The 13,464-nt window shown below is 69.7% G+C and carries 14 protein-coding genes and 1 pseudogene; 7 read left to right on the forward strand and 8 right to left on the reverse strand.

What is annotated here, in order from left to right; all coding sequences use genetic code 11:
• Positions 1-133 precede the first annotated feature (133 nt).
• Together ACIBK6_RS24090 and ACIBK6_RS24095 are read right to left on the reverse strand one after the other, a co-directional pair.
• Positions 134-388, reverse strand: coding sequence for a hypothetical protein (locus ACIBK6_RS24090; protein ID WP_399053396.1), 255 nt, complete (start codon positions 386-388; stop codon positions 134-136).
• A gap of 69 nt (positions 389-457) precedes the next feature.
• Complete coding sequence (locus ACIBK6_RS24095; RefSeq protein ID WP_399053397.1) at positions 458-616, reverse strand: hypothetical protein; 159 nt, start codon at positions 614-616, stop codon at positions 458-460.
• 335 nt (positions 617-951) lie between these two features.
• Here ACIBK6_RS24095 and ACIBK6_RS24100 point away from each other — a divergent pair, with 335 nt between their 5' ends.
• Entirely contained in the window at positions 952-1,731 is a 780-nt protein-coding gene (locus ACIBK6_RS24100; RefSeq protein WP_399053398.1) for a VOC family protein, read from the forward strand.
• 395 nt (positions 1,732-2,126) lie between these two features.
• Here the strand turns inward: ACIBK6_RS24100 and ACIBK6_RS24105 are convergent, their stop codons facing one another.
• The 4 genes from ACIBK6_RS24105 to ACIBK6_RS24120 all read right to left on the reverse strand — a co-directional run bounded on the left by ACIBK6_RS24105 (position 2,127) and on the right by ACIBK6_RS24120 (position 5,499).
• Positions 2,127-2,855 carry an alpha/beta hydrolase gene (locus ACIBK6_RS24105; RefSeq protein ID WP_399053399.1) on the reverse strand — a complete coding sequence of 243 codons (729 nt, stop codon included), beginning with the start codon at positions 2,853-2,855 and terminating at the stop codon, positions 2,127-2,129.
• A gap of 158 nt (positions 2,856-3,013) precedes the next feature.
• Entirely contained in the window at positions 3,014-4,192 is a 1,179-nt protein-coding gene (locus ACIBK6_RS24110; protein WP_399053400.1) for an MAB_1171c family putative transporter, read from the reverse strand.
• Positions 4,189-4,773: a hypothetical protein gene (locus tag ACIBK6_RS24115; protein WP_399053401.1), complete on the reverse strand. Its 585-nt coding sequence runs from the start codon at positions 4,771-4,773 to the stop codon at positions 4,189-4,191. Before ACIBK6_RS24115 ends, ACIBK6_RS24110 begins: the two co-directional genes overlap by 4 nt.
• A 120-nt stretch (positions 4,774-4,893) precedes the next feature.
• A complete protein-coding gene (locus ACIBK6_RS24120) occupies positions 4,894-5,499 on the reverse strand; it encodes a hypothetical protein (RefSeq protein WP_399053402.1) in 606 nt (201 codons plus the stop codon).
• Positions 5,500-5,764: 265 nt separating this feature from the next.
• Here ACIBK6_RS24120 and ACIBK6_RS24125 point away from each other — a divergent pair, with 265 nt between their 5' ends.
• The 6 genes and pseudogenes from ACIBK6_RS24125 to ACIBK6_RS24150 all read left to right on the forward strand — a co-directional run bounded on the left by ACIBK6_RS24125 (position 5,765) and on the right by ACIBK6_RS24150 (position 11,992).
• Complete coding sequence (locus ACIBK6_RS24125) at positions 5,765-6,160, forward strand: hypothetical protein (RefSeq protein WP_399053403.1); 396 nt, start codon at positions 5,765-5,767, stop codon at positions 6,158-6,160.
• 534 nt (positions 6,161-6,694) lie between these two features.
• Positions 6,695-7,549 (forward strand): annotated as a pseudogene (locus ACIBK6_RS24130) (collagen binding domain-containing protein); the annotation flags it as partial.
• Positions 7,550-7,683: 134 nt separating this feature from the next.
• Entirely contained in the window at positions 7,684-7,827 is a 144-nt protein-coding gene (locus tag ACIBK6_RS24135) for a hypothetical protein (RefSeq protein ID WP_399053404.1), read from the forward strand.
• A gap of 184 nt (positions 7,828-8,011) precedes the next feature.
• Positions 8,012-10,111, forward strand: coding sequence for a SpoIIE family protein phosphatase (locus ACIBK6_RS24140; RefSeq protein ID WP_399053405.1), 2,100 nt, complete (start codon positions 8,012-8,014; stop codon positions 10,109-10,111).
• A 139-nt stretch (positions 10,112-10,250) separates the two neighbouring features.
• Complete coding sequence (locus tag ACIBK6_RS24145) at positions 10,251-11,003, forward strand: class I SAM-dependent methyltransferase (protein ID WP_399053406.1); 753 nt, start codon at positions 10,251-10,253, stop codon at positions 11,001-11,003.
• Positions 11,004-11,122: 119 nt separating this feature from the next.
• The gene (locus tag ACIBK6_RS24150; RefSeq protein WP_399053407.1) at positions 11,123-11,992 is read left to right on the forward strand and encodes a hypothetical protein; all 870 of its coding nucleotides are present in this window, start codon (positions 11,123-11,125) and stop codon (positions 11,990-11,992) included.
• A 17-nt stretch (positions 11,993-12,009) separates the two neighbouring features.
• Here the strand turns inward: ACIBK6_RS24150 and ACIBK6_RS24155 are convergent, their stop codons facing one another.
• Together ACIBK6_RS24155 and ACIBK6_RS24160 are read right to left on the reverse strand one after the other, a co-directional pair.
• Positions 12,010-12,735: a VOC family protein gene (locus ACIBK6_RS24155; RefSeq protein WP_399053408.1), complete on the reverse strand. Its 726-nt coding sequence runs from the start codon at positions 12,733-12,735 to the stop codon at positions 12,010-12,012.
• 318 nt (positions 12,736-13,053) lie between these two features.
• Entirely contained in the window at positions 13,054-13,446 is a 393-nt protein-coding gene (locus tag ACIBK6_RS24160) for a hypothetical protein (RefSeq protein WP_399053409.1), read from the reverse strand.
• Positions 13,447-13,464: the final 18 nt, after the last annotated feature.

The following is a 13,464-nucleotide window of genomic DNA, read 5'->3' on the forward strand; positions in this document are numbered from 1 at the left end:
ACTCCCGCAAGGTCCGTTCCCCCCATTACCCCCGGGGCGGGGGAGCCGCCCGGCCGTGGCTCCCTGCCGTTTTCCGCGCCCGGCGCGCCGTGGCGACGGCCGGGACCGCAGTCGATCGGGACCGGCTCCGGGCTCAGCGTCGGGGGGCCGGGCGGGGTACCGGCTCGCCCGGGCCGCGCCCGTAGTCGTGCGGCGGGGAGTCTCGCCACTCCAGGAACGCCGACGAAGCGTCGGCCACCACCTGATCCGGATCGGGCACGCCGAGGAGCCGCAGCACCTCGATGAGGTCCGCATCGCTGTAGACCGCCCCCTGGATCCGGCCCCGGACGGTGACCCGGCGGCCGCCGACCCCCTGGATCCGGTGCACGACGATCGGCGCACTGCTCATGACTCCAGGGTGATCCGGCCTGGCTGGCCCGGCACGTCGAGCGACACGGCCCCGCAGGCACCGGCCTCGCTACTCACCCGCCTCGACCCGGGCCAGGCACTCGCGGCAGAGCGAGGAGGCGCCGCGGCCACCGTAGCGATGGCAGGGGCGGCGGCAGATGGCGCACGGCCCGATATGGGCGGGCGGGCAGGTGAGCGGGGGCGCGGGGCGGTCGGCTGGATTGGTCACGGACTGATTCAAGCCAGATGGCGCCGGGATCATTCCCGCCACCGCCGATCGGAGCGCGCCGGGAGAACAATGCCCCCACGCCCCTACTGGGCCGACCGTCAGCGCCGCCCCCCCGTCCTCGGCTGACGCGGCCCACCTTGAGGGCGGGCTGCTCCCACCTTGCCCGGTCCTTCCGTCGCGGCGAACGTTGCGCCTGCCAGATAACTTCGACGTTCCTGCTGACTGAGCGCAGTGCTATGGATACTCTCTGTTGGGTGCGTTCCTTCGGGGGATGGCGTGGCGGTGAACGTTCCCGAGAACACGGCTTTGACCAGCCCTACGAAAGGCAACGTCACATGCTCTCCACCGACTTCGTCACCGGTGCACCGAATTGGCTGGACCTGGGCAGCCCCGACACTGTGGCATCCGCCGCGTTCTACGGTCCTGTTTTCGGATGGGACTTCGAATCCGCAGGCCCTGACGCAGGCGGATACGGCTTCTTCCAGAAGGACGGCCGCACGGTCGCCGGACTGGGGCCACTCACCGAGGAAGGCGCGAGCCCGGCCTGGACGGTCTATTTCAAGACCCCGGACGCGGACGCCACAGCCAAGGCGGTCGAGCAGGGCGGCGGGACCGTGCGGGTCGCGCCGTCCGACGTCATGGACGCCGGGCGTATGTCCTGCCTCACCGACCCGGGCGGAGCGGACTTCGCCGTCTGGCAGCCCGCCGCAGTCAAGGGCCTGGAAGCGACGTCAGAGGACAACACACTCTGCTGGGCCGAGCTTCACGCCCCGGACACCGCCACCGCACTGTCCTTCTACCGCTCCCTGTTCGGTTGGCGGTCGCAGGAGATGGAGATGCCCGGTATGACCTACACCGTGCTGTCCACCTCCGAGGGCGACCAGCAGGATGCCTCATTCGGCGGCCTCACCGCGGTGACAGAAGACACGGAGCCCCGGTGGCTGCCGTACTTCGAATCGGCAGACGCCGACGCCATCGTCGCCAGGGCTCAGGAGAACGGTGGTTCCGTCCTCATGCCGGCCGCCGACGTGCCGCAAGTCGGCCGGATCGCCTGGCTCGCAGACCCCTTCGGCGCGCCCTTCGCCGTCATCAAGTCGGCACCCCAATCCTCCTGATGCCGAGCGGGTGGTGGAGCTGCGTCGGCTCCACCACCCATCAAACTTCCCTACGCACGCACTCAGGGTTCGCTGGCACAGGGCGCACGGCCGTGATGCCTGGCTGGCGCCGCCCCGAGACCCGCGATGGGCCGGTCCCCGCCATCGAGTGGTACGCCGCGCTCCGCGGGCCTGGTGGGGTGTGCCGAATGACCCGGAGCGGCACGAGGAGCGGGGCCGTGGCCAAGCCAGGGTAAGGCGCGCGCCGGGCTCGGCGACGCCGCCGTGTGACGGTGCCATAAGCTGGGGGAGCCGATGTTGCTGGACTCAGCAACAAAGCAGTGGGCCCCGGGCGATTGGACGCGCCTGTGGCCCACTGCTGTAGGTGCTCAACCGCCCGCAAGAGCGGCGGATGGCTACTGCGCTGCCGCCCCGGACTCGGTGGCGCGAATGAGGGACTCCGCCGTGACTCGTCCTCCCTGGACGGCCGATGCGGATACCGTCGGGACACACCGGTTCAGCTCCGGGCTGTACTCAGTCATGATGACGCCAGCGTGGTCGGTGGCGACTTCATCCAGGTGAACGGGCCAGCCGCGACCCTTGAGTGCCTCGGCGAAGTCACGGGAGTTCTGCACGTCCAGGATGACGTCGCCCGTGCCGTGGATCAGCCGGACCGGTACCGGGCCGGCGCTCGTGGCCGCGAGGTCGTCCAGCGGCGTTTCGCCCGTCGTGCGGGCAGGGAGCCCGTAGTGGCCCGCAATGCCGACCACGGCAACAGGCCGCCACCCATCGAGCAGCTCAGGCCGCAACGCAACACTCACGGCCGCCCCGGCTCCGGCAGACCAGCCGGCAAGCACGAAGCGCTCGGGGTCGCCGCCGAACGAGGCCGCATGTGCGAGCACGAAGCGAATCGAGTCCAGGAGATCGGCGCGGCCGCCATCCGGCGCATCGGAGCGCCAGTCGGAGGCGAATACGACGGCCCCCCGCCCGACGACCTCCTCCGCGAGCGGCTGCAGGATGTCCCGTTCATCAGGGCCGAGGCCGTGCCAGATGAGGATCACGGGAAGTGGGCGCTCGGAACCGTCGCCCGGCTGGTAGACGTCGATGAGCTTTCCGCTCGCGCTCGCGACGAGCGTCTTGATCACAGGAACATGGGGGGTCATATCAGGATCTCCTGGAGCATCTGTTCAAAGCGCACACCGTAGCGGCCGGGCTGACTTCGGTGCCGGGGCTGTCCGAGCCCACCAGCCTGCCCGGGGTGGGCCAGCGGCCAAGGCGCATGTCACCTTGGCCGCAGCGTCCGTCAACTATGTGCTGGGGTTGTGACTTGTGCCAGCGGAGGCGTGAAGTGCCGGGCAATGCGCAAGAGAAGGTGCTTGTCCTCGTCGGTGGTCTCGGGGCTGACCCTCGCGTCGGCGTACTCCGTCACCTCGTCGGCCGCCTGCTTCTGGCGGTGACTGGCGAGAGCCTCACGGATCTGTTCAGCGACGACTGCCGCCGCCAGGTCCGGATCCTTGAGGCCTTGCGTGCCGTGCCGATGCTCAGCCTCATCCCGCACATCAGCGTTGAGGTACGGACGAAGCTCGATCATGCCGTCCCTGATCTCGGTAATGCGGCGGTACAGCGAGAAGCTGATGGGCCGGAGCTGCACGAGCGACCGGAGCTGGGACTCGGCCGGAACGGCTGCGATCGAAGGAGTCGCAGCGTAGAGGGCCTCCCACAGAGGGCCGAGCCGCTTGTACACGTAGTGCTCGTTCGCCCAGCCGTATACCCCGCGCGCCCGGTCAACCAGGGTCGGAAGGAAGTAACCGAGGAGGGTCAGCAGGGCCCCGGCGTCCCCGCAGAGCCACGCGAAGGCCAGCCAGCTGTCGGCGCTGGACCCGAAGGCATCTGCCACCAGGTCGGCAGTGCGGATGACGCTCTGCCCCACAGTTATGACCGCCCCAACAGTGATGATGCGCAGGCTGGCACTGACCCAGGCATTGGCGGACCGGCGCGCCTGCTGCCAGCACTTCACGGCCAAGTACGTCTGCGCGAGCGTGTATGCGGCGATGTAGATGCCGAGGTACGCCTTGTAGAAGGGGCCGCGTACCAGGAAGTGCGAGAAGTCGTCCGGATCGATCTGGGAGAACGTCGCGAACAGCCCGGCGATGGCAGCGGCACCGGCGATCCAGAAGATCTTGGACATGCGGCGGGCCTTGGCCGGCGGGAATGCCCAGTAGGCGACCACGCTCGTCTGGAAGACCAGAATCAGCATGACGAAGCTCTGTGCGAGGGGGACCGCGATGTTGGTTACGCCGAGCGCGGCGTCAATCCGCCCCCAAATGGGAGGCAACTCGGTGATGAAACTGAGAGCTGAGGAGAGGTAGACCAGACTCAGCAAGACGAGAGCCCGATCTTTCCTGTTGTTCTTCAAGTCCCGTAGCAGAAAGAGGAATCCCATACTCGCGATGACGAGACATATGGGGTGCAGTTCACTCAAGGACTTGACTTTCTGGGGCGTAGAAACGTTCGTGCAACTCGATCGGCCTCCGTTTCGTCGGAGAACGCGACCTGGTACTTCTGGTGATGGTGGACGTGTGCCTGAAGGTAGGTGCCTACCAACTCGGCTTCGAGTTCTTCCGCATCGTCGTACTGCGCACGTCCGAGCACAGACTGGATCAGCTCTGGGTCCAGAAGGGTCAGAAGCCCCTCGGTTGCCTCGGCCGGCAGCTTCCGCTGCCCCGTGTGGCGCTTGAGGATGTGAGCTACCTCGTGGGCGATGATGTGATCCTGATGCGCGATGCTCGTCCGCGGGTCGTAAAAGATGTAATGCGTCTCAGCAGTCGCGACCCACATTCCGCAGGGAGCCGACCACCCGACTTCAGCGGGTTCGAGTCTGACGGCCCGCTGCGTTCTGCGCTCAACTTCTGGCAGGAGGTCGCGAATCCCAGTGACCGAGGGAAGGGCGAGGCTGCGTACGAAACGCTCGCTGGTCCGCTGCATAGCTACAGGCACGAAAGCGCCCCTCCCTGACTGGTCAAAAGATCTGGAGACCTTAGCCCGCGTGGCGGCCTGCGCCATTGACAGTCCTGGCGGTTGAAGATGTGTAAAAGGATAGTAAATGCCGATGTGGGAGTGGCGCCCCAGTGTCCGGTCCCACATCGGTGGTTCGATATCTCCCGGGCAGGGCTCAGGCGAGGTCTAAGACTCGGGAGGAAGTCCTTCGAGTCGGCGGACCTGGTCGATCATGGCCGCGGCTGCGGTAAGGCCTTCGTCTGACAGGCCGACGGCTCTCATCGCGATATCGGTGACCCGCGCATCTTGCAGACGCTTGAGTGTGGCTGCGTTCACGCCCGCCTCTTGCAGCCTGATTAGGGTCTCCAGCTGCCCGTTCAGTACCTCCGGAGTGACACCTCGGCTCATCAGCTTCGTGAAAGCCTTGAGCTGCCGGTGGAGCTGCTCGGGGTCGGCGCCGGACTCCTTGAGGTCATTAAGGCGGGCAATCATGCTGTTCACGGTCGTGGCGGTACCGCGGTTGGACCAGTAGTCCTGAGGCACGGCGAAGAGATCCGCGAGGGAGTCCATGTGCTTCTTGGTCGGGTTGTCAGCCCGGCCAGTACGCAACTGCCACATGTAGGTCGACGAGAAGCTGGGCAACCCCTGCTCCTCAAGCATTCGAACAACCTGCGGATTGCTCAGCGGCCCCCGCGGATCGTTGGCGCACAGATAGTCCAAGTGCTCCGCGAAGCTGCCCTCGATGGGCTCGTCTTGCGGTCTCGGCGTCCCATGGAACTGGGCCTCGCTCACGGCTCCCCCTCGTTAATCTGAGTTGACCTTCGTTGCCAAAGTGGGTCAACGTTCCCCATAAGATATCAACTCAGGTTGCTCGCCTCGCCCGCGACCCAGCTAGGCGCTCGCGAGGAGTGACCGAGTGATCCAGTTTTGTGACGATAGAGTTGTCGAACTGGCATTCGGGTCGACGCACTATGCGATGGGATGGGTAGACGTGATGCTTTCCTCCACCGAACGAGGCCTGCAGGCAACGTCGTTGACTCCGTGGCAGCACCTGGCCATGAACAGCGACATCACGTTCGCCATAGGCCCCAGCGTCGCGCCGGCCGACGTCGTGGCACGCGCCACCGCATTCACTCGCCGGATGCTGCCCATGCTCCTCGACGGGGAGCCCACCACTGAGACAGCCACCCGTGAGGTGCTGGCAGTAGTCACCGAACTCGTCGACATCACCGCTCGGCGTCGATGCAGCACCGACGTCCTCGGCCGCATCGCGTTCGACGGCGCCCACGCCACCGTGACGGTGGGGCAGATGCGTGGACCGCTGCCCACTCCCGACGAGGAGCCCGGCCTCTACCTCGTGCATCGCCTCGTTGATGACCTTGGCCAGTACCGTGGCGACGACGGCGGCTACACGACATGGGCGTCTATTCCCGTTCGGCCGAGTGCTCTATGACTTCGCGCAGTTCGGGATTCCCACCCGCTTGCCGTTCCGATAGAGGCGACTTCTGTTCTCCAAGTCTGGGCGCAGGGTGAGAGCTGGGGCCAAGCGCGGGCTATCGAACACGCTCAAGGGTGGATCCGTTGACGCCCAACTCGGCTCGGATGGAACATAATTCGCCGGATCCTGCACAGCTGCACCCCCGGATATGGCTGTAGCCCACGAGCGGCAAACTTCGACGTGTCGCAGCTCCGGTATGGGCATTTGGGAAATCCCTCGCCCGAGAACGTCTGCTGATGCAGTCAATTTCTTGGGCATGTGACGCACGTCATGCTAGATGTCCACATGCTGGACGCCTGTCGTGCGGGGATGAGTGCGCCCGTAACGGCCCGACGTGCCTTCCTCCGGGGATACGGTGGAGTCCCCGGCGCGGGGCTGGGTGGTGGGCTAGGCAAAGCCGGGAACGGGGGCCGGATGTGTAAGTAGCCACCAAGGTAGCCACGCAGGGAGTCGTTCCACGTGTTTCCGCAGGTGACAGCGATGCGGCAGTTCTTCCTCAAGGAGCAACCGCTGGTGTCCCAGAACGCCCCCGCCGCCGAGACCGCACCCCTGCCGCACGCCCGCACCGCCAACTCCGGCTACCAGAGCGGCGTTCCGGTCTGCGGTACGGTCCAGCACCACGACGGGACCACCGTGCCGCACGCCGCCCTCACCCTCGTCGACGTACGCGGCCAGCAGGTCGGGCGCGGCGCCAGCGGCGCGGACGGACGGTACGCGCTGAGCGTGCCCGGTTCCGGCAGTTACGTCCTGATCGCGGCGGCCGGAGGGCACCAGCCGCAGGCCGTCGCCGTGACCGTCGGTGAACGGGCGGTCGACCTGGACGTGGTGCTCGGCGGCGCGGGGCGCCTTGCTGGCAGCGTCGTCACCGCCGACGGCAGCCCCGTGCGGGACGCCGCCGTCACCCTCACCGACGTACGCGGCGAAGTCGTCGCCTCCACCCGCAGCGGCCGCGAAGGAGGCTATGTGATCGGCGAGTTGGTGGCGGGGGAGTACACCCTGGCCGCCAGCGCACCCGCCTTTCGGCCCGCCGCGCTGCCGGTGAGCGTGCAGGCGTCGCGCGAGACCCGGCAGGACATCGAGCTGGCCGGCGGGGCCGTGCTGCGCGGCACCGTGCGGGCCGGCGGCGGGCGTCCGGTGGAGGACGCGCGGGTGACGCTGCTCGACGCGGCGGGCAATGTCGTGGACACCCTCACCACGGGACCCGACGGCATCTTCCGCTTCGTCGACCTGTCCTCCGGCGAGTACACGGTGATCGCGGCGGGCTATCCGCCGGTGGCCACCGTCCTCCAGGTCGCGGGCGGCGGACGCACCGAAAGAGACCTCCAACTGGGCCACGAGGACTGACTCTTCTTCAGTCCCGGCGGTCGGTCCGCGCGGGCGTGCGCCTCTTGCCCGGTTGCCCCGCGCGCGGACGCCCGATGGCCGTACGGTGGTCGTACTGCCGCGGATTCCGGCGGCGGGGAAGGAGCCTTCCACCCATGGACAGTGGCACTCCGCCGACACCGCTGCGGCAGTTCGCCGTGGCCGGCCGGATTCCGCTTGCCGTGATCGTCGTGGACGGCGACGGCCTGGTGTCGCACTGGTCGTCCGGCGCGCGCAGGCTGTTCGGACCCGCCAAGTGAGGAGGCCGTCGGCAGGCCCGCCGCCGATCTGCTCCCGGTCTCCGGGGCGCTGGAGCAGGGATACGACGAGTACGAGGCGTTCGAGGAGTTCGGCCCCGGGCTCGACGCCCCGCTGAACGGCCGCACCGCCTACCCCAGCGCGGGCCGGGCCGCCCTGTCCGAGCCCGGCCGCGACCGCGCCGACGTGCTGTGGTGGGCGTACCCGCTGATCGGCGCCGGCCCCGAGCGCCTCCTGGTGCTCGCCGCGGACGCCGCCCAGCTCCACCACGAGACCGGCGCCGACGGCGGCCCCGTCGAGCGGATAGCCCCCGGATTCGCCCTGCACACCGACTTCCCCGGAGCCGACGAACTGGCCCGGCGGCTGCCCGAGATCCTCCCCAGCATGAGCGTCGGCGAGAGCTCCCGCATCGTCGCCCAGGTCCTCGAACTGGGCTACCCCGTCCTGGAGTTCAGCCAGCACGACCGGGTACCCGTGACGCCCGACTGGGGCGTGCCGCGGCGCGCCGAACCGCGCTCCGCCCGGCGCCTGCACCCCCTGCAGCCGGTGTCGCGGGCGGTCCCGCCCTCGCCCGAATTCGCCGAGGACCTCGAATACGCGGCGGTGCGCGAGCGCCTCGAATTCCTCAACGAGGTCAGCGGACGCATCGGTTCCTCGCTCGATCTGTCCCGCACGATCCAGGAAGTCAGCGCGGCCGTCGTGCCGCGCTTCACCGATGTCGCCGGCACCTACCTGCGCGAACAGGTCATCGCGGGTGAGGGGTTCCCCGACGGGCCGCCGGACGAGCGGACCCTGTGGCACCGCGTCGCCGTCGAGCACGTGGACGAACCGGGCCGCTGGGACGACGTGGTGCCGGTCGGCGAGTCCATGCCGTTCCCCGCCCACACCCCGTTCTTCCAGTGCATGACCTCGGGCCAGCCCGTCCTTGTGCCCCGGATCAGCGAGCAGCTGGGCACCGCCATCGCCTCGCAGTTCGAGAAGCGCGACATCCGGCCGCTGATCAACGGCCGTTCGATGCTGGTGGTCCCCCTCAAGGCACGGAACGTGGTCCTCGGCTTCATGATCCTGCTGCGGCACGCCGAACGGGCCGAGTTCAACGACATGGACCGGGTGACCGGCGCCGAACTCGCCGCGCGCGCCGGGCTCGTACTCGACAACGCCCGCATGTACACCTACCAGGAGAGCGTCGCGGAGACGCTGCAGGACTCGATGCTGCCGCAGGTCACCCCGCGCATGGCGGGCTGCGACACCGCCACCCGCTATCTGCCCGGCACGCTGCTCGGCCGGGTCGGCGGCGACTGGTTCGACTCGATCAAACTGCCCGGCTCACGGACCGCCCTGGTGGTCGGCGACGTCATGGGTCACGGCCTCAACTCGGCAGCGATGATGGGCCAGTTGCGTACGGCCGTGCAGACCATGGCCGCCCTCGACCTGCCGCCCGGCCAACTCCTGCGCAACCTGGACGACCTGGCACAGCGCCTGGGCGAGCACTACCTCGCGACCTGCCTGTACACCGTGTACGACCCCATCAGGGGCGAGCTGCTCATGGCCAACGCGGGCCATGTGCCGCCGGTGATCGTACGGTCCGCGGACGGCCGCAGCGAACTTCTCGAACTGCCCACCGGCGCCCCGATCGGCGTCGGCGGGGTGCCCTTCGAGACGGCCCGCATCAAGGTCGAGCCCGGTGACCGCTTGGTCATGTGCACGGACGGTCTGGTCGAAGTCCGCGGCGAGGACATAGGCGTGGGCCTCGCCACGCTCTGCGAGTACGCGGCCCACCCCGCGGCCTCCATGGACGAGGCCTGCGACGCGATCATCCGCGCCCTCAACACCCGCGGCGGCCGCAAGGACGACGTGGCACTGCTCATGGCCCGGCTCAACGGCATCGCCCGCGACGACGTCGCCGAGTGGCGGCTCGACATCGACCCGCGGGAGGTGGGCCGGGCCCGCCGCCTGGTCCGCGGGCAACTCGCGCTGTGGGGCCTGCCGGAGCTCGCCGAGACGGTCGAGCTGCTGGTCAGCGAGGTCGTCACCAATGGCATCCGGCATGCGCACGGCCGCCGGGTCGAGCTCCGTCTGGTACGCGCCGAGGCGCTGCTTTGCGAAGTGGTGGACGACGATCACACCCTGCCGGCGCTGTTGAGCGCCGGCCCGCGCGACGAGGCGGGCCGCGGGCTCCGGGTGGTCAGCGCGCTGGCCAGGGAGTGGGGCACCAGCCGCACCGGCGACGGCAAGACCGTCTGGTTCGACGTGGCGCTTCCCCGCACACCGCGCAGGCCCCGCTGACCTGGGCTGCCCCTTCCGGTACCCCCTCAACCAGCCGTCTTCGAACGGCAGGTGAAGGTATGCGCCGGGCGCTTGTCCGCGTGCTCCCCGGCGCGGTAGACCGATCTTGACACTGTGCCTGCTGTCTGGGGAGTCGGTCGTGAGCGTGACGAGTAGATACCGGGATGCCTGGGAGGGCTTCTGGCGTGAGGCGCCCAACGAGCCGGGCGCGGTGTTCTGGGATGCGGAACCGGCCCTCACGGCCGCCCGCCACCTGGCCCATTTCGCCCCCCGCATCGACCTGCCCGACCTGCCCATGGTGGACCTCGGCTGCGGCAACGGCACCCAGACCCGGTACCTCGCGGAGCGCTACCCACAGGTGACCGGGGTCGACCTCTCGCTCGCCGCCGTCGAGCACGCCCGCCACCAAGACCCACGGGGTCTTGCCGAGTTCGGTCGGCTCGACGCCGCCGACGCCGAGGCCGTCGCCGAGCTGCACACCCGGCTCGGCGACGCCAACGTGTATGTACGGGGCGTCCTGCACCAGTGTGAACCCGCCGACCGCCAGCCCGTGGCCGACGCCATAGCGACGCTGGTCGGCACGGCCGGCCGGGCGTTCGTGGTGGAGCTCGCCGAAGCCGCGAAGCCGGTCCTGACGGGACTCGCCGCGAGCCCGGCGGGACTGCCGCCCAAGCTCCGTCCGGTTTTCGCCCACGGCATCGCACCGGGCGAGGTCACCGACGACGCGCTGGCCGGCCTGCTCACGACCGCCGGTCTCACCGTCCTCGCCGAGGGCGAACTGCCGCTCACCACCACGGAGTTCACCGCCGAGGGCCGGCGCATCGAGCTGCCGTCCCGCTGGCTGGTGGTGGGCGCGACGCGATCCGGCCGCGACCGGGTGCCCGCAACCTGACCCGAATTCACCCGCGTGCGGGGCAACGCGGCGCGCTCGGCCGCCCTCTTCCTGGACGAGCGACAAGCAACCCCCAGAGAACATCTGGGCCCCCACCCGTTCCCGGGAGAAGGAGAGCCGTGATCCGCAGAGCGGCCCGCGCCGTGACCGTCGCCGGTCTCGCGTTGCTTCCCCTCCTCGGGAGCGGAGTCGGCGGGGCCGTGGCGAGCGGCGGCGCCCCCGCGCCGGAGGCGAGTCCCGCCGGGCCGCGTCTGGTGCTCGACTGGGCGCAGGTCGAAGTGGGCGGCTGGGTCGGGGTCGGCATCACGGGCATGCCCGCGGGCTGGGACGCCGTGACCGTCAGCTCGCCCGCGCTGGCGGCGCCGGTCCGCCTCACCCCCAAGCGGAAGGGCGCCTCCGACTCGCGCCGGTTCCCCGAATCGGAGGGCGAGGACGTCCGCGCGGGCATCGCGCCGGGCAGCTATCCGGTGACCGCCACCCGCGCCGGGCACACCGTCGCGACCACCCGGCTCACCGTGACGGCGCCGGCCCCCGCGCTCATCACCCGGTTCGTGGCCGGCCCCAAGAGCGGCAATCTGGGCAGCGCGGACTCCACGCCCCGGGTGACCGTGCGGCCCGGCAGCGAGGTGGTCGTCCTGCTCGCCGACCACAACCCGGCCCGCGAGGAGGACACCCTCACCGTCCGGTCCACCGCGTTCCGGGAGCCGTTGAGCATCAGCACCGACAACTCCGACGACCCCGGCTGCAAGTGCGACGACGGCGCCACCGTGTACGCGGGGCACACCACGCTGCGCGGCGACCTCCCCGCAGGGACGTACCCGCTCACCGTCGTCAGCCACCAGGGAAAGCAGACCAGCACCGCACAGCTGTCGGTGGGCGGCAGGCCCGTCACGCACTACGGGCGCTGGGTGATCTCTGGCGGTGTGGCGGTGGCGCTGGCCGGAGTGCTCGCCCTGGTCCTGCGCCGTCTGCGGCTCAAGCGCCGTTAGGCGGCGGCCCGTTGGGGTCAGGTCGCGCTGTCGCTCAGGGTGAAGGTCGCGCCGTCGGGGTCGCTCAGACGGGCCCAGGAACCGGTGGTCGATGCGCCGGAAGCCAGGATCGTCGCGCCGTACGCGCGGGACTTCTCGGCCTGGCCGAGCGGGTCCTGGACGGCGAAGTGGGTGTGCCAGTGCGGTCGCAGGGACGGGTCGGGGGCGGCCTCGACGGCGCCGGAGGTCAGCCGCGCGACGACGTGCCCGGCATGGCGCAGGACCACCTCTTCGTTCTCGTACTGGACGTCGCAGCAGCCCTTGCGTTCGCAGGCCCAGTCGAGGACCTCGCCGTAGAAGATCGCTGCTTCGAAGGCGTCGCGGGTGTGCAGCCGGGTCCAGGCGGGGGACGTGTCCCGCCAGGACTCCCAGTTGGTGATGAGCGGGCCCTGCCAGATGCCGAAGACGGCGCCGTCGCGGTCGGCGGCGAGCGCGCCGCGCCCGGTGTGCAGCGCGACGGGGCCGACCGCCACCGTGGCGCCGCGTTCTCGGATGCGGGCGGCGGTGTCGTCCGCGTCCGCGACGGCGAAGTACGGCGTCCACGCGATCGCCACCTGCAGGGCCGGAGCGAGCGCCCCGATCCCGGCGACGGGAACCCCGTCCGCGAGCGCGATACGGAACTCCTCGCCCAGGGATCCGGGCCGGAACGTCCAGCCCATCACCGCGCCGTAGAAGTCCAGGGCCGAACCGAGGTCCCGGGCCATCAGGCTCACCCAGCAGGGCGCGCCGAAAGCATCCGCGCTCGAAGCGCGCGCGGCGTGGGCGGTGCCCCTGGTCTCTGCGTCTCTCGGTGACGGTGTCACGAAAACCCTCGCTCTCAGGAATTCGGCAAACCGGCACATAGCCACTTCAAGTATCGCGCGCCGGGTCCAGCGCCGCACGCTGAAACTCACCTCGCGCCTGCCGCCGCACGAGGCATTCCGGAGGTGTCCGCGCTGTGCTCGTTCGGCTACTTCCGGTAGCCCTTGCGTGGTGGCGGAGGCGGGAGCCGCCGACGAGCCACATCCGCCGACATGGGAGGGTCAGCGGTCCGGATCGCAGCTCGCTCTGCGTCGGCCGATCGTCCGCAGAGCGAGCATGAGGGCGTCGTCGTCGCTCCGGGCCGCCTCGTGGACGGCCCCTTCCTCCAGGACCGTCCGCAGTTCGGGGAGCGGGGCGGTCGCCGGGGTCGTCCGCAGGATGACGCCACTGGGGGGATCGAGGGCGCGCAGCCCCGTGAACAGGGTGACGGGATCGCTGTCCCCGTTCATGCTCGGGTCGAGCACGGTGACGTCGGGCAGCAGGACATGAGCCTGCGCGAGCGCGAGCCGCGGGCTCGGGGTGTGGGAGATGACGCGGAAGTGCGGGTCGCGGTGGATCCGCGCGCGCAGCACCGCGGCTTCCTCGTCGGCGGCTACCAGCAGCACGGTGATCACGCCTCCAGCATGGCCGCA

The organism is Streptomyces sp. NPDC050485 (assembly GCF_044458185.1).
Lineage (GTDB): Bacteria > Actinomycetota > Actinomycetes > Streptomycetales > Streptomycetaceae > Streptomyces.

Coding starts and splice junctions, on each gene's coding strand:
- ACIBK6_RS24135 (WP_399053404.1), top strand. CDS start 7,684: ATGGACAGTGGCACTCCGCCGACACCGCTGCGGCAGTTCGCCGTGGCC.
- ACIBK6_RS24115 (WP_399053401.1), bottom strand. CDS start 4,773: ATGGCGCAGGCCGCCACGCGGGCTAAGGTCTCCAGATCTTTTGACCAG.
- ACIBK6_RS24100 (WP_399053398.1), top strand. CDS start 952: ATGCTCTCCACCGACTTCGTCACCGGTGCACCGAATTGGCTGGACCTG.
- ACIBK6_RS24155 (WP_399053408.1), bottom strand. CDS start 12,735: ATGGCCCGGGACCTCGGTTCGGCCCTGGACTTCTACGGCGCGGTGATG.
- ACIBK6_RS24090 (WP_399053396.1), bottom strand. CDS start 388: ATGAGCAGTGCGCCGATCGTCGTGCACCGGATCCAGGGGGTCGGCGGC.
- ACIBK6_RS24125 (WP_399053403.1), top strand. CDS start 5,765: ATGAACAGCGACATCACGTTCGCCATAGGCCCCAGCGTCGCGCCGGCC.